The organism is Acinetobacter kyonggiensis, from assembly GCF_900107285.1.
Classification (GTDB): Bacteria; Pseudomonadota; Gammaproteobacteria; order Pseudomonadales; family Moraxellaceae; genus Acinetobacter; species Acinetobacter kyonggiensis.
This window is the reverse complement of sequence record NZ_FNPK01000009.1, coordinates 15,380-35,174: the sequence shown is the minus strand read 5'-3', so window position 1 is coordinate 35,174 and position 19,795 is coordinate 15,380. Positions and strand designations below refer to the sequence as shown.

General features: G+C 39.9%; 24 protein-coding genes and 2 tRNA genes. 12 read left to right on the top strand and 14 right to left on the bottom strand.

Annotation, left to right across the window (positions count from 1 at the left end; genetic code table 11):
* Nucleotides 1–43: 43 nt before the first annotated feature.
* A complete protein-coding gene (locus BLV99_RS08960; protein ID WP_092689792.1) occupies nt 44–739 on the bottom strand; it encodes a hypothetical protein in 696 nt (231 codons plus the stop codon).
* A 254-nt stretch (nt 740–993) separates the two neighbouring features.
* Between BLV99_RS08960 and BLV99_RS08955 the strand changes: the two genes are divergently transcribed.
* Together BLV99_RS08955 and BLV99_RS08950 are read left to right on the top strand one after the other, a co-directional pair.
* Nucleotides 994–2,097, top strand: a complete 1,104-nt coding sequence (locus BLV99_RS08955; RefSeq protein WP_092689789.1) for a DNA/RNA non-specific endonuclease — start codon at nt 994–996, stop codon at nt 2,095–2,097.
* A 67-nt stretch (nt 2,098–2,164) separates the two neighbouring features.
* Entirely contained in the window at nt 2,165–2,410 is a 246-nt protein-coding gene (locus tag BLV99_RS08950) for a hypothetical protein (protein WP_086184006.1), read from the top strand.
* Nucleotides 2,411–2,486: 76 nt separating this feature from the next.
* Here BLV99_RS08950 and aqpZ read toward each other — a convergent pair whose 3' ends face one another.
* Together aqpZ and BLV99_RS08940 are read right to left on the bottom strand one after the other, a co-directional pair.
* The gene (gene aqpZ / locus BLV99_RS08945) at nt 2,487–3,176 is read right to left on the bottom strand and encodes an aquaporin Z (RefSeq protein WP_086184386.1); all 690 of its coding nucleotides are present in this window, start codon (nt 3,174–3,176) and stop codon (nt 2,487–2,489) included.
* 133 nt (nt 3,177–3,309) lie between these two features.
* Nucleotides 3,310–4,308, bottom strand: a complete 999-nt coding sequence (locus BLV99_RS08940) for an AraC family transcriptional regulator (RefSeq protein ID WP_092689787.1) — start codon at nt 4,306–4,308, stop codon at nt 3,310–3,312.
* Between the two features lie 103 nt (nt 4,309–4,411).
* On the opposite strand from BLV99_RS08940, the gene BLV99_RS08935 reads away from it, so the two are divergent.
* Nucleotides 4,412–5,029, top strand: a complete 618-nt coding sequence (locus tag BLV99_RS08935; protein WP_092689784.1) for a sterol desaturase family protein — start codon at nt 4,412–4,414, stop codon at nt 5,027–5,029.
* A 365-nt stretch (nt 5,030–5,394) separates the two neighbouring features.
* Here BLV99_RS08935 and hisF read toward each other — a convergent pair whose 3' ends face one another.
* Nucleotides 5,395–6,153 (bottom strand): imidazole glycerol phosphate synthase subunit HisF, encoded by a 759-nt coding sequence (gene hisF, locus BLV99_RS08930; protein ID WP_092689782.1) that lies wholly within the window; start codon nt 6,151–6,153, stop codon nt 5,395–5,397.
* A 113-nt stretch (nt 6,154–6,266) separates the two neighbouring features.
* On the opposite strand from hisF, the gene BLV99_RS08925 reads away from it, so the two are divergent.
* From BLV99_RS08925 to BLV99_RS08915, 3 genes are read left to right on the top strand one after another with little or no spacing between them, the layout of a single operon-like run.
* Nucleotides 6,267–7,217, top strand: a complete 951-nt coding sequence (locus BLV99_RS08925) for a homoserine kinase (protein WP_092689779.1) — start codon at nt 6,267–6,269, stop codon at nt 7,215–7,217.
* A 14-nt stretch (nt 7,218–7,231) separates the two neighbouring features.
* A complete protein-coding gene (locus tag BLV99_RS08920) occupies nt 7,232–7,858 on the top strand; it encodes a DUF1294 domain-containing protein (RefSeq protein WP_086184382.1) in 627 nt (208 codons plus the stop codon).
* Between the two features lie 30 nt (nt 7,859–7,888).
* Nucleotides 7,889–8,281, top strand: a complete 393-nt coding sequence (locus BLV99_RS08915; RefSeq protein WP_086184404.1) for a DUF4870 family protein — start codon at nt 7,889–7,891, stop codon at nt 8,279–8,281.
* Nucleotides 8,282–8,312: 31 nt separating this feature from the next.
* On the opposite strand, the gene BLV99_RS08910 is transcribed toward BLV99_RS08915, so the two are convergent.
* Entirely contained in the window at nt 8,313–9,218 is a 906-nt protein-coding gene (locus BLV99_RS08910; RefSeq protein ID WP_092689777.1) for a DMT family transporter, read from the bottom strand.
* Nucleotides 9,219–9,306: 88 nt separating this feature from the next.
* On the opposite strand from BLV99_RS08910, the gene BLV99_RS08905 reads away from it, so the two are divergent.
* Nucleotides 9,307–9,858, top strand: coding sequence for a helix-turn-helix domain-containing protein (locus tag BLV99_RS08905; protein WP_092689774.1), 552 nt, complete (start codon nt 9,307–9,309; stop codon nt 9,856–9,858).
* Between the two features lie 51 nt (nt 9,859–9,909).
* Here BLV99_RS08905 and hisA read toward each other — a convergent pair whose 3' ends face one another.
* The 5 genes from hisA to hisB all read right to left on the bottom strand — a co-directional run bounded on the left by hisA (nt 9,910) and on the right by hisB (nt 13,361).
* The gene (gene hisA, locus BLV99_RS08900) at nt 9,910–10,641 is read right to left on the bottom strand and encodes a 1-(5-phosphoribosyl)-5-[(5-phosphoribosylamino)methylideneamino]imidazole-4-carboxamide isomerase (protein ID WP_086165269.1); all 732 of its coding nucleotides are present in this window, start codon (nt 10,639–10,641) and stop codon (nt 9,910–9,912) included.
* A gap of 69 nt (nt 10,642–10,710) precedes the next feature.
* On the bottom strand, nt 10,711–11,391 hold the full coding sequence (locus tag BLV99_RS08895; protein ID WP_092689771.1) for a 3'-5' exonuclease: 681 nt from the start codon (nt 11,389–11,391) through the stop codon (nt 10,711–10,713).
* Between the two features lie 106 nt (nt 11,392–11,497).
* A complete protein-coding gene (locus BLV99_RS08890) occupies nt 11,498–12,016 on the bottom strand; it encodes a DUF805 domain-containing protein (protein WP_086184378.1) in 519 nt (172 codons plus the stop codon).
* A gap of 134 nt (nt 12,017–12,150) precedes the next feature.
* Nucleotides 12,151–12,768: an imidazole glycerol phosphate synthase subunit HisH gene (gene hisH, locus BLV99_RS08885; protein WP_086184377.1), complete on the bottom strand. Its 618-nt coding sequence runs from the start codon at nt 12,766–12,768 to the stop codon at nt 12,151–12,153.
* A complete protein-coding gene (hisB, locus tag BLV99_RS08880; RefSeq protein ID WP_086184376.1) occupies nt 12,768–13,361 on the bottom strand; it encodes an imidazoleglycerol-phosphate dehydratase HisB in 594 nt (197 codons plus the stop codon). Before hisB ends, hisH begins: the two co-directional genes overlap by 1 nt.
* Nucleotides 13,362–13,457: 96 nt before the next feature.
* On the opposite strand from hisB, the gene BLV99_RS08875 reads away from it, so the two are divergent.
* The 5 genes from BLV99_RS08875 (at nt 13,458) to BLV99_RS08855 (ending at nt 15,913) form a co-directional block, all read left to right on the top strand.
* Nucleotides 13,458–13,835: a GNAT family N-acetyltransferase gene (locus tag BLV99_RS08875; RefSeq protein WP_092689768.1), complete on the top strand. Its 378-nt coding sequence runs from the start codon at nt 13,458–13,460 to the stop codon at nt 13,833–13,835.
* A 198-nt stretch (nt 13,836–14,033) separates the two neighbouring features.
* Nucleotides 14,034–14,109: transfer RNA gene (locus BLV99_RS08870), tRNA-Phe, on the top strand.
* Between the two features lie 135 nt (nt 14,110–14,244).
* Nucleotides 14,245–14,320: transfer RNA gene (locus BLV99_RS08865), tRNA-Phe, on the top strand.
* A gap of 129 nt (nt 14,321–14,449) precedes the next feature.
* Nucleotides 14,450–15,184, top strand: a complete 735-nt coding sequence (locus BLV99_RS08860; RefSeq protein ID WP_092689985.1) for a class I SAM-dependent methyltransferase — start codon at nt 14,450–14,452, stop codon at nt 15,182–15,184.
* A 270-nt stretch (nt 15,185–15,454) separates the two neighbouring features.
* Complete coding sequence (locus tag BLV99_RS08855; protein ID WP_092689766.1) at nt 15,455–15,913, top strand: hypothetical protein; 459 nt, start codon at nt 15,455–15,457, stop codon at nt 15,911–15,913.
* Between the two features lie 156 nt (nt 15,914–16,069).
* Here the strand turns inward: BLV99_RS08855 and BLV99_RS08850 are convergent, their stop codons facing one another.
* The 4 genes from BLV99_RS08850 to fadA form a co-directional block, all read right to left on the bottom strand.
* A complete protein-coding gene (locus BLV99_RS08850) occupies nt 16,070–16,516 on the bottom strand; it encodes a hypothetical protein (protein ID WP_092689763.1) in 447 nt (148 codons plus the stop codon).
* A 434-nt stretch (nt 16,517–16,950) separates the two neighbouring features.
* Nucleotides 16,951–17,649 (bottom strand): YidX family protein, encoded by a 699-nt coding sequence (locus tag BLV99_RS08845; protein ID WP_092689761.1) that lies wholly within the window; start codon nt 17,647–17,649, stop codon nt 16,951–16,953.
* Nucleotides 17,650–17,830: 181 nt separating this feature from the next.
* Entirely contained in the window at nt 17,831–18,454 is a 624-nt protein-coding gene (locus tag BLV99_RS08840; protein WP_086184372.1) for a PH domain-containing protein, read from the bottom strand.
* A 166-nt stretch (nt 18,455–18,620) separates the two neighbouring features.
* Complete coding sequence (gene fadA / locus BLV99_RS08835; RefSeq protein WP_086165259.1) at nt 18,621–19,793, bottom strand: acetyl-CoA C-acyltransferase FadA; 1,173 nt, start codon at nt 19,791–19,793, stop codon at nt 18,621–18,623.
* Between the last annotated feature and the right edge of the window lie 2 nt (nt 19,794–19,795).

The window sequence follows — 19,795 nt, the reverse complement described above, 5'->3', positions numbered from 1 at the left end:
TCCTTGGTTTTTTTATTGGAGGATAAAGCTCAACACAGGGTGATCAGTTCTCTGTTGTTTCTGCAATCGGTGCTTCTGGAGATGCATTGACTGGTGCATTGCTAAGATCTGCTTCTGGTGCAGCTTGTACGGCATCATTGGGTTGTGCGACTTCAGGTGCAGCAGCGGCGATGGCTTCATGAGTCATCATTGTTTCAGCAGCATTTACAGGGGCAGCAGCAACAGCTTCTTGGGTGACATCAACTTGCGGGCGATCTGCCGCATTGACTGGCGTGTCGGCAGAAGATGAAATCATCGGTGCTACAGCTTTTTGATTTAAGGCTGGTTCTGTTTGTTGTGCAGCTAATTCAGCATGGGGTTGCATTGCTTCGACCTTGTCAGCTGCAACTTGAGCCGTTTGCTCAATCGCAGGAGCATTGGCTTGTTCGACAGCAGCAGATGAACCTATTTGTGCTGGGGTATTTATGTCCGCAGTTTGTGCTGTGGTTGCATTTATAGTTGATGGGTTGTGTATTTCTGCTTCAGTGCCGACTTGAGTGGCTTGGCTTGCATCAACAAGACGGATTTGACCACTGGCGACTAAATCTTGAATTGAACCTGCTTGACCATTCACCGTAGTGCTCACTTTTACTTTAGATAAACTTTCTAAAGAATCACCCGGTTGAATGGCAGGTTCTGCAAATGCTGTTGCACTCATCAATCCTGTAATCAGACTTAAACCTAAAAGCTTAGCGTGCATAAAATACTCCCTAGATATAATCATTTTGAAATCTTGCCTGTTTTACCTTGTCATAATCTTGATCGGTTTTTCAATCAAACATACCGAAAGCCATTAAGAGTCTTTATAAAAGCTGTAGAAAATTAGACATATTGTTACAACAACTGTGCTTTTGTTGGTCAGATATTGTTTAATTGTTAAACAAATAACTTCGGCTACATATACTTCAATTTGCTTGCTTGTTAAGCTCGTGAAAAATGAGTGTTTATCTAGAAATGGCAATTAAGAAACGTAAAACGAGTAAATCTTGGGTTCAGCTTTTAAATCAGAATAGTTTAAAAATTATTTTAGGTTTAGTTGCAACCAGTAGTTTTGCAATTGCTTTTGGACAAGAAAAAATCCAACAGTTTGTTTCGCTGCCATCATCCTCAAATTCGGCCTGTTTAGATCAGTTTTATCGTGATATTCCGCCTTATTTAGCCAAAGAAAGCCTCAGTAAAAATACCTATCCCTTGTGTTTTAACGGTTTCAATGTGATGTATTCGGGTGTTTCTAAAACACCGTTATGGGTTGCTGAAGCATTAACGCCACAGCGCTTAAGTCAAAAAATTCCGCGTGAAGATAGTTTTCACGAAGAAACCAAAGTCAAAGCAGAGCACCGTGCCACCTTGTCGGACTATAAAGCCTCAGGTTATGACCGTGGGCATATGGCACCAAATGCCGATATGCCCACCAAGGCTGCACAGTCAGACAGTTTTTCCTTAGCCAATATGGTGCCGCAAGCACCGAAAAATAATCAACAAATTTGGCGTGAATTAGAAGAAGCCACCCGTGCGATGGTCACCAAACATAAATATGATGTTTATGTGGTTACGGGGCCTGTTTTTACAGCAAAAAAATTAAAAACCATAGGCAAGGGCGTTATTGTTCCAACCGCAGTTTTTAAAGCGGTTTATATTCCTAAAACGGGTGCGATTGGTGCCTACTATGCCCCTAACGATAATTCACTACAGGTTAAAATCGTCAGTATTTGTTATTTAGAAGAACAATTGGACATGAATTTATTCCCACAACTCACCGAAGAACAAAAACGTAATACCTATCATTTGCCGCTCACTGCGACTGCGGTGAAAGCCAGCAAAGAAATTAGCTATTCACATTGGGATGCGGAAAGCCAATGTGCGGAAGATGTCAGTTCCGATCAATTGACCGCGCTACAAAAAGAGTTTAAATCTTCATCTGCGGGTTCTACCTCGAATACGAGCCAAACCAATGCAAGCAAAAATGGGACAGAGACAATCGATCCAAATACCCAAGATGCTATTGTGAAACAGCTGATTGAAGCATTATTACAATACATTTTACAGTTGTTGAAGTAAGCTATTGTTCGGTAGGATGATGTGGGTCATCCTACTTTTTAAAACAATAAAGATCAGTGAGCAGACCATGTTTAAACCTTTTGAAAATGCGACAGCGTCACATGCGATTTATGACTTAACGCTGGAAAACCAAGAAGATTGCATCAATATTTATGGTAATTTGCAGCTCACCAAAGATCAGGCTGGTTTACAGGCCGCTAAAGTTTTACAAGCTTTTCTAAATGATGTGGTCAGTGCTTTAGAAAATGAACAAAATTTGCCTGAAAAAATTGATCGTCAAGATGAACAGGAAATTGAAAATCCATTTTTATAAAATGCTAAACAGCATGATGTTTCATGTGGAACATAAAAAAGCTCATATCTAATGAGCTTTTTTATGCAGGATATGATTAGTCTGGTTGAGGTGCCAGCATACGATAAATGAGTGCACCAATCATCGCACCAAAAATAGGGGCCACCCAGAATAACCAAAGTTGACTTAAAGCCGCTGTGTCTGCAAAGAATGCTACACCAGTACTTCGTGCTGGATTAACAGAGGTATTGGTGACAGGAATACTGATTAAGTGAATCAGCGTTAAAGCCAGACCAATCGCAATAGGTGCAAACCCTGCTGGTGCACGTTTATCTGTTGAACCTAAAATAATAATCAGGAAAAAAGCAGTTAAGACCACTTCAATAATTAAAGCTGAAGTCATTGAATATTTTCCTGGCGATAAGTCACCAAATCCATTGCTGGCAAAACCACCTGTACCAGTAAATCCAGCTTGACCTTGTACAATAAGATATAAAACCAGTGCTGCTAAAGTTGCGCCAATCAACTGAGAAATAATATAGGGAATGAGGTCTTTGGCATCGAAACGCCCTCCGAACCATAAGCCAACACTAACAGCAGGATTGAAGTGCCCACCTGAAATATGACCTAAAGCGTAAGCACCTGTAAGGACGGTTAAACCAAAGGCAAGTGCCACACCTGTAAAGCCAATACCGAGTTCGGGGAATGCTGCTGCAAGGATGGCACTGCCACATCCACCAAAGACTAACCAAAATGTTCCAATTAATTCAGCAAGATATTTATGCATTTTATGCTCCAGATTTTGTTATATATTTTTGAATAATTCGATGCAATATTTTATATTTATCGAAAAATTGAGTCTTTATTCATCACAACATGATGAATAAACATGACACGAGCATGACCATCATGCGATATTTTTAATCTTGTTGTTTGCGCCATTGTTGAGGGGTCGAACCCGTCCACTGTTTAAAAGCACGTTGAAAAGCACTTTGTTCCGAGTAACTGAGCAATAACGCGATTTCTTGTAGACCTAAATGTGGATCTTTTAAATATTGTTCTGCCAATAGATGCCGAACTTCTTGCATACGTTGTTGATAGGTTGTGCCTTGTTGTTGTAAATGGCGCTGGAGTTGTCGTACCGACATATTTAACTGATTGGCGATAGGTTGAATCTGATACAGGTTTTTTTGTAAGCCCATTAAAATGGCCTGCTGAATACGCTGATCGAGCTGTGTGCAATGCGGCAGTTTTTCTAATAAGGCTTGTGCTTGCTGCATCAGCAACTGCTGTAAGGTTTGATCTCCTTGACGAAAAGGTTTTGCCAGCTCTTGAATGGGTAAAATAATTTGAGCGAGGGCTTGGGAGAAGCGGACTTTGCAACCAAAATATTGCTCATATAAAGCAACATTCTTCGGAGCTGGATGGGTGAAATGAACTTCATGGATATGAACCGTTTCAAATTCCATAAAAAGGCGAAGAAATTGCAGCATTAATGCAATCGCAATTTCATTGGTCACTTGAGTGGTAAGGTTGAAGGGAATTTCCCCCCAATTAATGGCTAAATAGTTCCCCTGTATATTAACCTGCAAAGGACTACCATCGTAAAGCAGACGATGAAAGTCATGATAACGATACAAAGCCTCACCTAAGGTATTACAAGACAGTGCAATATAAGCAATGATCCCCAGATGTTTCGGTTGTACATATTCAGCAATACTTAAACCCAGTGCAGGGACTTGAACATGCTGTTCTATGTCTGTCAGTAAGGCGCGCCAAAGACTATAGTCAAAGCGTTCTAAGTTTTGAACTTGTTGCAGTTTTTCAGAAATAGCTAAGCCCTGAGCTTGGCTATAAGCATAAAGTAAATGTCCAAGTCCACCGTAGACCGAGCCTGTGTAATCCTTAAATTGCTGCATTTTAATCTTTTTGTTGTCGTAATTTGTCAATGAAGTTTTATTTCACAGTCAATATTTAGCACATTTCCTTGAGTATATTCAATAAGAAAGAGGAGAAAATAAAATGTGGAAAGGTTTCTTGGTTGGGCTCGTGGTGGCCAATGGCTTTGAATGGGTTGCGCATAAGTATATTTTGCATGGTACGCATCGTAGTGGAAAACCACGTTATAGCCCAGTACCAGACAGTATGAAGTCACATTGGGAACACCATCGTGAAGTGCGTAAACAAGACTTTCATGATGATGGTTATGTGCAAGGTATTTCAAATTGGCGAACTAAAAATGAAATTGTTTCTTTAGCCGTGGTGGCTGGTGTGAGCAGTGTATTGTTTTATCCAGTATCGAAGGGGATGGCTGCGGCTGCGGTCTATAGTGCATGTAATTATTATTATATTCATCGTCGTGCCCATTTAGAGCCAGATTGGGCAATGAAAAAAATCCCGTGGCACTATGACCATCATATGAATTCGAATCAGGATGCCAATTGGTGTGTGACCAAACCGTGGTTTGATTATATTTTGGGTACACGGGTCATTTCTTCAGAAAATTTACAAGAACAAAATCCGTTGGGTATTGCACTTCCGCAACCGATTACAAAAGGACTCAATTTTGTAGCAGAACGTTATTTCCCAGCTAAATGGGTAGAAAAAGTGTCTAAATTGGAGCTTAAGGTAGAGGTATAAAAATAAGTTTTCTTAAATTTTGCGTTTAATGGTGTTGATTCTATCCATTGATATTTAGTGAATCCTTCAGTCTATTTGGGTGTTGTTGTCGCGATTTGTCAATATTTTTGGCATGAATGGTCAATATTATGTTGATTTTTTAATCTATATTTGCAGCACTGCAAAGTTGTAATGTCCTTGAGTTGGTTAGGGTATATATGCTTTATGGTATGGTTTAGAGATTGCAAGAAACCACGCGCTGTCGTTTTTTGAGTTTATAGGGAGTCTTAAAGGCTCCTTTTTTTTATCTTAAAATTTTGATCATGATTAAAATAAAAAGGAGTGTTGTTAAAACACTCCTTTTAGATCAGTAAAACAGCAAAAGCTTAAAGACGCATTTCAATTCCTTGAGCTGCAAGATATTGTTTCGCTTCAGGAATGGTGTGTTGACCAAAGTGGAAAATAGAGGCAGCTAAAACGGCATCTGCACCACCTTGTAAAATACCATCAGCCAAATGCTGTAAACATCCGACACCACCTGATGCAATAGTTGGAATGGTGACACGATTATTGATTTGACGCATTAATTTAAGATCATAACCCGCTTTGGTGCCATCAGCATCCATCGAGGTAATCAGCAGTTCGCCTGCACCAAAGTCAGCCATTTTTACAGCCCATTCAATGGCATCAATTCCCGTTGCTTTACGACCGCCATGGGTGAAAATTTCCCATTTATTCTCGCCCGTTTTTTTCGCATCAATGGCCACTACAATACATTGTGCGCCAAAGCGTTGAGATGCTTCTTGAACAAACTCTGGGTTAAACACAGCAGCGGAATTAATGCTGACTTTATCTGCGCCAGCATTTAACAATAAGCGAATATCTTCGACTTTACGAACACCACCACCCACGGTTAACGGCACGAATACGCTTTCAGCCATACGTTCAACAGTACGGTAAGTGGTGTCACGACCACCCGATGTTGCGGTAATGTCTAAGAAGGTAATTTCATCTGCACCTTGTTCATTATAACGGCGCGCAACTTCAACTGGGTCACCTGCATCACGAATATCAAGGAATTGAACGCCTTTCACTACTCGACCATTATCTACGTCAAGGCAAGGAATAATACGTTTAGCAAGCATAATTTTTTCCAAAAATAACAGTCGATTATGAAACTTCGCCACGAAGGTGCTACACCTTGGTAGTGGGAGCGGGTATTCTAGCAAAATTATGTAAGTTTTTTTGCAGGTTTTCTATGTCGGTTTATACCACTTTGACTTTACAGGAAGTTCAGACTTTTGCAGCACCTTATGGATTAGAGGTCATTGATCTGATTCCCATTCAAGGCGGTATTCAAAATACAAACTATTTTTTGGTTGCTAAAAATGCCATGCAGTATGTACTGACTGTATTTGAAGAAATGGATGAGCAAGGTGCAGCAGAGTTGGTTCCTGTACTTGAGCATTTAGCTCAACATGGTTTGGCCGTACCCGTACCTTTAAATTATGCGGGTAAAGCGATTCATAGCCTGAAAGACAAGCCTGCGCAAATTGCGCCACGCATGATGGGTGAACACCCGATGCCGTCAACTTTAGAACAGGCTGAAGCCATTGCCATTGCACAGGCAAAAATACATGTGGCTTTACAAGACTTTCCACTTGAACGGGCAGAATATCGCAACCATGATTATTGGTTACAAGTCGCTAAAGAATTAAAACCGACTTTAAATCCTGCGGATGCTATTTTATTGAGTGAAGTCCTTGGTTTGTATGATGCGCTGACTGCGGTCTATCCAAATCGTCCGACAGGTTTTATTCATTCCGACTTATTTCGGGATAATACTTTATTTAATGGCAATCAACTCAACGGCATTCTAGATTTCTACGAACTGAATAAAGATGAGTTTCTGTTTGATATTGCCATTACTTTAAATGACTTCTGTACCGAATATCCTGAAGTTCATTTAAATGAAGTCAAAGCGCAGGCTTTTTTAGCAGCTTATGAAACGGTGCGTCCATTAACTGATGATGAAAAAGCATGCTTGGAAATTTATTTGGCAATCGCTGCTGCACGTTTCTGGCTTATGCGTTTACAAGTCGCACAAAAAAATACACAACAGGGACGAACTGGGGGTGATATTTTGCAGAAAAACCCACAAGAGATGCGTAATATGCTTATAGAACGACTAAAGTTTGTTACGGCTTAAATAGGGAAGTGAACATGCGTGATCAGGGTCGCTTAGTCGAATGGTTTGATGAAAAAGGCTATGGCTTTATTCAACCGAATGAGGCGACGAAAGATCGCGTATTTTTACATATTAAAGATTTTGCGCGTCAAGGGCCACGACCTATCGTGGGTTGTGCACTGGAATACAAAGTCTTATTGGATGGACAGGGACGTTTCCGTGCGCAACAAGTAACTTACCTTAAAGCCTCACAAATGCAGGAAAAAGTCACTAAACTGAAAAAAGCAAATGGACAGCAACAACAAAAATTAAAAGCGATGCAAATCGCGTGTATTGCTTATATCTTGGCACTGGCCGTTTTTAGCATCGCTGGATTACTTAATGGAATGGTGTTGTTGTTTATTAGTATTATCAACGCCATGACTTATTGGATGTATGCACAAGATAAAGAAGCAGCTCTACAGGGCAATCGCCGTGTACCTGAACAGACTTTACATATTTTATCTTTTCTTGGCGGCTGGCCTACAGCGTGGTTGGCACAAGAGAAATTGCGACATAAAACAGAAAAACAACCGTTTAGAAAGATTTATTTTTGTACCATAGCTTTAAACATTCTTTTGATTCTATGGCTCATTTCTCCTTTAAATGTCCTAAAGTTTTAAAAGAGAATGACGACTTTAAAAGGTATAACAATGAATTATTCTATTGATAAAGATGCTAATCGTACGCTGACTTTAGTGCTCTATATCCTTTATATTATTGCTATTTTTTCTGGCGGATTATTGGCTGTAGTGGCATTGATTATTAATTATGTCAAACGCAATGATGTCCGTGGTTCTATTTTTGCAAGTCACTTTACTTGGCAAATTCGCACCTTTTGGTGGTATTTGTTTTGGAATATTATTGCTTTTATTCCCTTCTTCTTCTTGTTTTTTACTGGTGAAAATGCCGATCTTTTCGCAGGTGTTGCCCTTATTGCAACCACCTTCTGTATTCTAGTGGTTGGGATTTCTTGGATTTGGATTGTCTATCGTGCCATTCGCGGTATGATTCGATTAAATGATAATCAAGCGATGTATCAGTAGTTTGATTTGAATGTTTAAACAAAAAAGAGTTCTATTGGAACTCTTTTTTATTCCGTATTTTATTTAAAAATTTAGGCTTCCATTCACTTAAAATCACTCCGATCACCACCAACAATCCACCCAATAAAGCCATGGCAGGCAAACGTTCTCCTGCAATTCGTCCAAAGAGTGCTGCCCAAACGGGTTCCCCTGCATAAATAATTGCGGCTTGAGAGGGCGCAACAGAACGCTGAGCCCAGTTCATGGTCAATTGAATTAGTGCGCTGGCTAAGCCTAATCCAACTGTGACTGCAACCAAAGTCCAAGAAAATGAAGGTAAATGCTGTTCACCCACTAAAGGCATGGATGCAAAAGCCAGTAAGGATGCTATGGCCAGTTGAATGACCGTAACACGTTGAATATTCACCTTTCCAGCAAAATAACTGATCAGGATAATTTCCAGTGCAATGGCAATTGAACCTAACAGCGTCAAAATTTGCCCAAAATTAAGTGAAATTTGCTGTAGACCATTACCGGTGAGAAAGACTAAACCGATAAAGGCAAACGATACCCCCATCCATGTCATCACATGAGGACGTTTACGGAAAATCAACCACAGTAAAATGGGGACTAAGGGCACATACAGTGCAGTTAAAAAAGCCGATTCACTGCTACTGATACTTTGTAAGCCAATGGTTTGGCTGCCGTAACCCAGCATAATGGTGAACCCAATTAAGCTGCCTGCATACAGGTCTTGTTTGCTGAAGCTTTTTAAATGAGATCGGGACAGTAATCCGATCATAATCGTTGCTGCTAAAAAACGACAGCCGACAAAAAACATTGGAGAACTATAATTGAGTGCATATTGTACGGCTAAAAATGTTCCTCCCCAAATGAGGGTGATCAGGATTAAAGCCACTTGAGGTGCTTTGTTATGTTGGGCGAGTGCAGTGTTCATTTGAATGTTTGTGCAATATATTGCACGTATCTTGCTTCATTTTTATCTTTTGTGCAATATAGTGCGCATTGATTTTGAGTAAAAAAATATGAGTCAACCCAGCCAAGTCTTACAACATGTCAGTCATAATGTGCGCTATTTTCGAGATTTGAAGCTGTTAAGTCAGCAACAGTTGGCTGATTTAGCTGGGGTGAGTCGACGTATGATTGCTGGCATTGAATCGGGTCAAGATAATATTAGTCTCGCCAAACTGAGTTTAATTGCGAGTGGGCTAGGGGTTGATTTTGGCAAATTAGTCAGCCCTTTGAGTCAGCAGGATCAAGCTGTGATTAATGAATTGGCATGGCAAGGCAAAAGCAAAGAAAGTTTTGCTAAGCTGATGACATCTATACCAGCAAAACAAGTCGTTGAGCTTTGGGTGTGGTCGCTGGAACCCAAAGAGCAGTATCAAGCAGAACCTGATCCACAAGGCTGGCATGAAATGCTGTATGTCATTGAAGGACAGCTCACACTGGATGTGGCGGGTACGTCAAGAGTTTTGCAAGCAGGAGATTCACTGGTGTATTCCAGCGCAGTAAAATACTGTTATCAGAACCTAAGTGATCAAACAGTGAAATTTATTCGTAATGTGGTGTACTAAATTTGAAGTATCAAAAAGAGGTCCGAAGACCTCTTTTTAGTATATCTAAACTTAGAGAGCTTCGTTATCCCATAAGGATTGCGCTTCACGAAGGTTCAATGTGCCTTCGTAAATGGCACGGCCTGTAATAGCACCTAAAATACCTGGTTGACCTTTTAAGTTGCGGACATCATCTAGGTTGGTGACACCACCAGATGCAATCACAGGTAAGCCTGAGTAGGTTGCTAAATTGACCGTTTGCTCAATGTTCACGCCTTGCATCATGCCATCACGTGCGATGTCAGTATAAACAATGCTCGATACCCCAGCATCGGCAAAACGTTTTGCCAAATCAGTGGCTTTAACGTCAGTCACATTGGCCCAACCATCTGTTGCGACCATACCATTCATGGCATCGATACCGACAATGATGTGACCGGCAAATTTTTTACATGCTTCTTCAACAAATGCAGGGTCTTGAACGGCTTTAGTACCAATAATCACAAAAGATACACCGGCATCTAAATAGTGTTCGATGGTTTCAAGTGAGCGAATGCCACCACCAATCTGGATAGGGAGTTCAGGCTGTGCGCGTGCAATTGCTTCAACCACAGGTTTATGAATTGGCGTACCTGCGAAAGCACCGTTTAAATCGACCAAATGTAAGCGACGCGCGCCTTCATTGACCCAATGCTGTGCCGTTGCAACGGGATCATCAGAAAATACGGTATCGTCTTCCATACGACCTTGTTTTAAACGGACACATTTGCCATCTTTCAGGTCAATTGCTGGAATGATCAGCATGCTTGCGCTCCTAGCCAAATCTTATAAAGAATGTATTATCTGCAATCTTAGCAAAATATTGCCAATTTTCTAAGCATCAGTTTCAGCTTTTATTGTGTTCGGTTGCATGCTTAATTTTAATAAATGACTGGGAATGCTTTTGGGCAATAGATCCAAACGTAATAATTCTTCAAAAACCAGTACAGGTGCATAAGCATCGGCAGCTGCATATTCAATTTGATGTGGGGTCAGTATTTTTCGTGCCCAGTTGGAGGTGCTTATTTTTTTACTTTTGGGGAAGTTGACTTGAAATAAAAGCGCCATAGCATTTTTAAGCCCCATTGGGTTGCTAAAGCCAAATGCTGAAAAAAATTTAGATAATTCAATTACATTATGCAGTTCAATGCCTTTTTTACGGAATAAGTGAGCATCGTTTTTTAAACCAAAGCCGACTTTCATTTGATTTTTATTTTCAAAAATCGCTTTTAGGAACTCAAGTATTGAGGGATTAATTTGGAATAAATAGGCTTGATCACGACTTGCCAATTGAATGAGATGGGGGCCAGTTGAAACTTCACCTTTGTTAAAGGTTGGTTTAGATTCGGTGTCAAAACCGAAGAGGGTACAAGTTTTGAGTTCTTGTTCAATGGCATGACATTGTTGCAGCGAGTGAATCACCTGAATTTGTTGTAATGGAAGATTTTGAAATACAGGTAATTGCTGGATTTGTTCTTTGCTGGGTAAAACTTGATGAAGGCTGAAATTATTCATTAGCAATAAAACTTAAGCTTTTTTGAAGACTAACGTGTTTTAAGCGTAATGGCAAAGATAAAGCCTACACAAGTGCAGGCTTTAGAGCTGTGTTTGATGTATCGCTTTACTCAGCTTTTTGCTGTATTTCGATTTGCCCTTGATGAGCACGCTGCACATAGTCTTGATAAGCGGGTATCGCAATGGCGGCTAAAATGCCGATAGGGAAAATTAACACATAAATCCAACCCAAAACTTTTTCCCATGTTCGCGTTACTCTTGGCAAACCAAACTGGTTTGCATACGCATCGCCTTTGGCAAAAGTTAAATACAGCGCCATACCAATATTCACTAAAGGCACCAGCATCAGTAAAGACAGCCAGCCGCTGTGATTGCGGTCATGTAGGCGGCGAACAGCGAAAATAAAACTAAAGTAAATGAGGGCAATATACAGTATGCCTAAAATAATCATGGCAAAGACAGGCATGTCTTGATTCGTGTCTGGAGCAGAACTAGGGAGCGCTATGGCAACGATAATGCCTAGAAGCATCATGACAAGCAATAATAGGCCATTCCATCCAAGGTAAGAAAAGCGACTAAAGCGCCCAGCAGCATTCAGCACAGAGTCATTTACAGTATTATTCATTATTATGTTCCAGTTTTTTAGTTGGTATTTTAACAAGCAGTCAAATAATAATCGGTTTTTAACCAAGATTAAACAGCAGATAGTGCATCAATAAAAAAAGCCCGCATCATGCGGGCTTTTTTGCGAGAATAAAATTAAATAGCCCATTCCACGAAGTTTTTCAATAATTGTAAACCTGCGGTATGACTTTTTTCTGGATGGAATTGAGTCGCGAACAAGTTTTCTTGATGAATTGCGGTACAGAATTCTAGACCGTAATCACAGGTTGCAGCCACAAGATCGGCATTTTTCGGTTCAACATAGAAACTATGTACGAAGTAGAAACGTGCATCTTGCTCAATGTCTTTCCACATGGGATGGCTTGGGTCTGCCTGATGCACTTGGTTCCAGCCCATATGGGGTACTTTTAAACCGGCCACATCGGGAAAACGTTTGACGCTACCTTCAAAAATACCCAGTGCATCTGCACCGCCATTTTCCTCAGAGTGTTGCATTAACGCTTGCATACCAACACAAATCGCTAGCACAGGCTTATTGAATACAGCATTGCGTACCACGTCATCAATACCTGCTTCATGCATGCCTTGCATACAGTCACGCATTGCACCGACCCCGGGAAAGACAATTTTATCCGCTTGTGCAATCAGTTTGGGATCATTGGTCACATCTACAGTTGCACCAACATGTTCTAAGGCTTTGGCGGCAGAGTGTAAATTTCCCATGCCATAATCAAGAAGGGCAATACGGGTCATTACAAGCTTCCTTTGGTTGAAGCAACCGTGTTTTCTGCACGTGGGTCAATTTCACAGGCCATACGCAGTGCGCGTGCAAAGGCCTTAAATACACATTCAATTTGGTGATGACTATTTTTACCTTTCAAGTTGTCAATGTGTAATGTCATCAGCGCATGATTCACAAAGCCTTGAAAAAATTCAGAGAATAGATCAACATCAAAGGTGCCAATACGTGCGCGAGTGAATGGAATATCCATCCATAAGCCGGGACGACCAGATAAATCGACCACGACACGACTTAAAGCTTCATCCAGTGGTGCATAAAAATGACCATAACGACGTAAGCCTTTTTTGTCACCCAAGGCTTGTGCAAATGCTTGACCAAGCGTGATACCACAGTCTTCTACGGTATGATGATCGTCGATATCTAAATCACCATCACAGTGAATGTCGATATCGAATAAGCCGTGTCGCTTGATTTGATCAATCATATGGTCTAAAAATGGAATACCTGTATTGAGGGTGCCTTGACCCGTACCATCAAGATTCACACGAACTCGAATTTTAGTTTCGTTCGTGTTTCTTACCACTTCACTGATACGCTGCGTCATAGACACGTTCCTCAAAAACGTCAAAAATGATGATGTAAAATGTTTTTTCGCGGTGACGAAATCACCGCATATTAGATTGCTCAGGAGGGTTAATCAATGCCTATTACCGTACATGCTTATACTTCACTAGAAAATGACGAAGTGCGCAGCCAGCTTGAGCGACTGTATGACACCAGCCCAGAATTTAGTGATGGGCAGGATGCCATTGAACAACTAGAGCAAAACTTGGCTCAGTATACCTTAGTTTACACAGCAGAATTTAATACTAAAGTGATTGGGGTAATTTGGTGCACTGGACAAGGGGAAAGTAAGACCTTGGAAAATATCGTGGTTCATCCTGCTAACCGTGGGCGTGGTGTTGCGGAAAGGCTGGTGAGTGAAGTTTGTCGTATGGAAGAAGCCAAAGGCGTTAAAGTCTTTGAACCTGGGTGTGGCGCAATTCATCGTTGCTTAGCCAATTTAGAAAAAATTTAAGCTGGATTGAATGATAAAAAAGCAGCCATTGAGCTGTTTTTTTATGGGTTAAAAAGTGTCAAAGGTTAAATGACAGAGGGAGTATTAAATAAAAAATAATCAAATCAGGATGAATTTGCTGTAAAAATAAACGGTTGTTTTAAAAAGCACAAAAGTAACTTGACTGAAAAACACTTAAACTGTTTAATACGCGACATTGGCGTGATAGCTCAGTCGGTAGAGCAACGGATTGAAAATCCGTGTGTCCCCAGTTCGAACCTGGGTCTCGCCACCATATTCAAAATCTATTTAAAGATTTCAATCCCTGATCCCATCAGGGATTTTTTTTGGGTAAAAAATATTCAATCAAATAAAAATGTGATGAATTATATTGACTAATGTCCTGAGATACGGCTTAATACACGGCATTGGCGTGATAGCTCAGTCGGTAGAGCAACGGATTGAAAATCCGTGTGTCCCCAGTTCGAACCTGGGTCTCGCCACCATATTCAAAAAACCCTCAAACAATGTTTGAGGGTTTTTTTTATGCTTAAAATTGTTAGACAAGTTGCATGACAGTGGGTTGTTTTTCTGAGTATAGTCATTTTATAAAAATTGATTTGAACATTAAAACAATGAAAGATCTCTTTTCTCAGCATAGTTTGCTTTATAAACAAGCCCGTCCAAATTATTCCATACAGATTTTAAAAGAAATTTTACAGCATGTGCCTGAAAATAGCTTTGCATGGGATTGTGGCGCGGGTTCTGGACAATTCACCCAACTGTTAGCACCGTATTTCGATCATGTGGTGGCAACCGATATCAGTGATGCCCAGTTACAACATGCGCCTTATTTCGACAATGTCAGCTATCAAGTGCAAGCGGCAGAGCAGACCAGTATTCCCACGCAATCTATAGATTTGGTCACGGTGGCTCAAGCTATACATTGGTTTGACTTTGAGGCATTTTATCTTGAAGTGAAACGCGTGCTTAAACCGCAAGGTGTGGTGGCGGCTATTGGCTATGGCTTAATTCAGCTGCAAGATGCTGCACTGAATCGTTTGATTCAACAGTTGTATTTTGAAACCTTAAAGGATTATTGGGACAGTGAGCGCCGTTATATTGATGAACGCTATCAAACTATCCCATTTCCTTTTCAAGAAAAGGCTGTACCAGCGCTATCTTTACACTATCAATGGACAGCGCAACAACTGCTGAGTTATTTAAATACATGGTCAGCACTAAAACATTATCAAGAGCAGCATTCTGATGATCCACTTCAGTTGATTTCAACTGCCTTAAAAACTGCACCTGAATACTTAGATGTAACATTTCCTGTGCTTATGCGTGTAGGAACAGTGAAAAAATAAAGTCTTAGTGAGTTGCTTTATAGACAAGATATTCATGTCGTACAACGAAGTTAACATTATGATTTTTTAAAATTTTAGTGAATTTAATGTTGTATTTTTGATGCAGGATTTGATCTCGTTAAAGAGGGAAAATTAAAGTATTTTTTAACAAAAGTTGGAATTTGTCTAAAACCATTGATCAGAACAAAAGTCATTCATTCGATGGTTTATTATATAATTACAGGTGTTGAAGGTTGTTTATTTACTTTTATTTTTTTGAGTAGAGCTACCATGAATCTCCTAAAATATGCGTCTTTTGTGATTGTTACACTTGCTGTCAGTTTTCCTATCTCTGCGACTTTTGCCGATACGGTTGAACTGCCGATGTTAAGAACATTAGCAGAACCTGAGTTAAGAGCTGAAACAGGGGTGATTCAATATCAGGAAGATCCTCAAGAAGTCAAAGCTTTGCAGCATAGAGTCATGAAAATACAGCTAGATACTCAAAACTTTGTGGTTGATCCAACCATTGTGACCACTTTAGAGCTTGTGCCTGAGGGGCCAATGCCAGATTTAAACAACTTGCCACTGGCATTGCAGCAACATGTTTTGGCAATTGCAAAAGGTTTGCAATCCCCAGATCCCCGAGAAGGTTTGTATATTATGCTCGCACCTTTTGGTATAGACCGTAATGCAACCAATGTACAAATTAGTCGAGAGCAATTTTCATTTGGTGTGATCAACCGTTAATGGGTGAAATGAGATCGGTCATTTGTCCCAACCAGCGGTAACTGCCCTGAATAGCACGATGCGCTGCCATCTACATAAACACGTATATTCTGATTTAAAAAAAGGATGCTAATGAATAGCATCCTTTTTTATCAATACTTTAATTTTAAGCCAAAATTACGCAGCTTTCTTTTTAAACCAAGAGAAGAATGATTTTTTCTCTTCAGTTTTTACCGCTTCAACTTTTTCTTCAGCTTGAGTAACTTGTTCAGTTACAGCTTGTTTTACTTCCTCTGTTTCAGCAGCAACAGTGTCTTTTGCTTCAGTTGCTTGTGCGACAGCAGCGTCTTTTACTTCAGCAGTTTGAGTAATGGTTGCATCTTTTGCAGCAACAATTTTTTGCGCAGTCGCATCTTTCACTTCAGTCGCTTTGTTTGTAACAGCAGTCGTTGTGGTTTTGGCTTGTTTCTTTGCAGCAGTTGTCGTTTGAACTGCATCTGCTTTAACTTGTGCTTGAATAGTGGCAACTTTTGCAGCTGGAGTTGCTTCTACAGGTGTAGTCGCCATCGCTGAAGTCGTAGCTGCAACGAAAACCAGTGCCATAGCAGTTTGAAGAGCATTCATGAGTCACAATCCTGAATAAATAATGTGGAATATTTGAAGTGATGTATGGTAGCGCTTATTGTTTTTAAGTTTGGACATATGCTGAATAAGTCACCTTTAATTGTGTGAATATTCCACTAAAATTACAGAGTTATAACATGATGTTGCGCAATGGTTACATGCTATTAATTGTTTGCGATGACCTGATGTTAATTTATTCAAAGTTATACTGAGAAATCACAAGAACATAATAAGCATGGTTTTGAAAAATTTGAGACGCTAATGTTTGCTTTAGATGAAAAAAATTCTATCACTTGTGAAGGAAAGGGGAAATTCACCGTACCTTTAAAGGTCTTTAAATCATAATAAAAATCCCCGCACTTAGCGGGGTATTTCAAACGATTTGAGCATTAAACACATTTGATCATGTCTAAAATATTCTGCCCTAAATTGAGTTAATCAAAAATCTTTTCAGCCGCTTGAAAAGGTAAAGAAATAACATCAATGGCAACCGCAAATGGCAGTAAAACCAATTTTTCTAAGGGATTCATTTTTGAACTTGATTTATAACTTTCTTGATTGTTGGTATAGATCGTCACTTGATAAGGTTTGCTTAATGCCTTGAGCGAAGCAATATTGTTCGCAACAGGGTAGACCACGCCTGCTAATTTTAAATTAAAGCAAAAGCGTTGAGCATTCATGCGTCTATCACTTGAAGTTGAACATTCTTCTGCCCCATTTTCAATAAAAAATGCTAAATCCTTTTTGCTAATATCTTCTTGTAACTTGACATAAGATAAAGGCAGGATTCCTGAAAAATGACCATCATTTTTTTCAGAGAAAAATTGTAGCTCTTTGGTTATTTGGATATTGCTGGGGTCAAGTTTACTGATTAAGTTGACAAACTGTGCACCACCTTGAGTCAGAATATAGCTATTTTTTTGTCCAGCAATGACCAAACTATTTTGCGGTAAATTGGTTGTTGTTTGAGCCGGTTTGCCAAAAGCGACCACAGTATCTTCAACGAGCGTCACTTTGCTGGTTCTGGTATAGGTTTGCATATCTTTGGTGATGAGGGTTTTGGTTGCGCAGCCTGTGAGTATGGTTCCAATGATCCCTAAACTAATCGTTGTCTTTGCGAGTGATATAAACATCCATTTACTCCCAGTATTTTGAATATTAAATAGTAATAAATACTTATAAAAATCTTGATAGAACAATAATAAACAATCCCCACAAAAGCGAGGATGTTTACAAAAAATATTAAATATTCCAAATGTTTAAATCAGATTGAGACTGTATTTTTTCAATTTGACGGTAATTCTATAATGCTATTTATTGTTTGAGATAGCGTTCAAAAATTGTAGAAAAATCATAGTTTTCAATTTGTTTACGACGTTTAGTCAGATTTTCTTCAACTTGAAGTGTGGTTTGGCAAATAATGTCGGGTAAGTTAAGTACAACTTGTTCAGGCAGCTCACGCAGAGAAAACATATTATTCACGGCTTGTTGGGTTTGCATCAGTGTTGATGTTTGACGTTCAATTTCTTTGCATGCCTCGCCAATACTAAATAGTGCCTTATATAAATCACGGACTTTCTCAATTTGTGATTTTTCAATATCAATTGAATAAGTTGCTGTTCCAAGTTGGAACTTGAGTTCAACGTCCCGATCAATCGTACCCGCCGTTTCAAGTAACACTCGACTGATCTGATAATGTTTATATGGATAGCGATTTAAAGTCCGTTTTTTACTCACCGCACTAGTACCATCAAGATGAATAAAAGCAGTATTGGTAAAACAATATTCATCTGTTTTAGCTTTGATTAGAAAAAATATTTTTTCATTGTCTTCATGAAAAATATAGTCATCTATATCAGTCTTATCATAATCTCTCGGTTCAATAATTTTACCGATATCGCTTGTTCCCATTAAATCGGCTGCCATATTTTTAAACATTGTTAGAACCTTATTATTTGTTGAAATCGTGATAATAATTTGCTACATATTGTTCTGTCTAGTTCATGTTTTTGAATTTAAAGCTTTTCAATAAAAGATCGAGACTTCATTTTATGCAATAAAAAAATCCCCGCCAAAGCGAGGATTTTTATATCAAATTAGTGTATTAAACACGTTCGATAATGGTCGCGATACCTTGACCCAAACCGATACACATGGTCGCAAGACCAATTTGCGTATCTTGCTGTTCCATTACGTTCAGCAATGTCGTAGTGATACGTGCACCAGAACAACCCAATGGGTGACCCAGTGCAATTGCGCCACCATTTAAGTTAATCAAGTCTTGTTTTTCATAAATGCCTAAGCCTTTCATGACAGACAAGCCTTGTGCAGCAAATGCTTCATTCAATTCAAATGTTTGAATGTCGCTAATGCTTAAGCCAGCACGTTTAAGTGCTTTTTGCGTTGCTGGAACTGGACCATAACCCATGATCGCAGCATCACAACCTGCAACCGCCATAGAGCGAATTACAGCACGTGGCTTAAGACCTAATGCTTGAGCGCGTTCAGCAGACATCAGTAACATTGCAGAAGCACCGTCAGACAAAGCTGAAGATGTTGCCGCAGTGACCGTACCGCCTTTCGGATCAAATACAGGACGTAACGATTTGAATGACTCAAGGTTAGCGTCTGGACGAATTACTTCGTCGATGTCGCATAGGATTTTGAAGCCATTTTGGTCATGACCTTCAACACCCACGATTTCATTATTGAAACGACCTTCTTGTGTAGCAGCCCAAGCACGGCGGTGTGATTCAACACCAAACGCATCTTGTTCTTCACGCGAAATGCCATTCATGCGACCTAACATTTCAGCGGTTAAGCCCATCATGTTCGACGCTTTTGCATAATGTTTAGATGCTTCAGGATTCAGGTCGATGCCGTGCATCATACCAACGTGACCCATATGCTCTACACCACCGATGATGAACACATCACCTTGGTTGGTTGCAATTTGAGCCGCAGCAGTATGAATTGACTGCATAGATGAACCACAAAGACGGTTAACAGTTTGACCTGCAACAGTTTTTGGTAAGTCAGCCAATAACGCAATGTTACGACCAATGTTCATGCCTTGTTCTAAGGTTTGGTTAACACAACCCCAGATTAGGTCTTCAACTTCGTTGACATCAAACTGGTTACGAGCAACTAAAGCACGAACCAATTCAGCAGATAAGCTGTCAGCACGTACATTGCGGAACATACCGTTTTTGGTTTTACCCATTGCTGAACGTACGCCATCAACGATGACAACGTCACGTGGATTTAAAGTAGCCATTC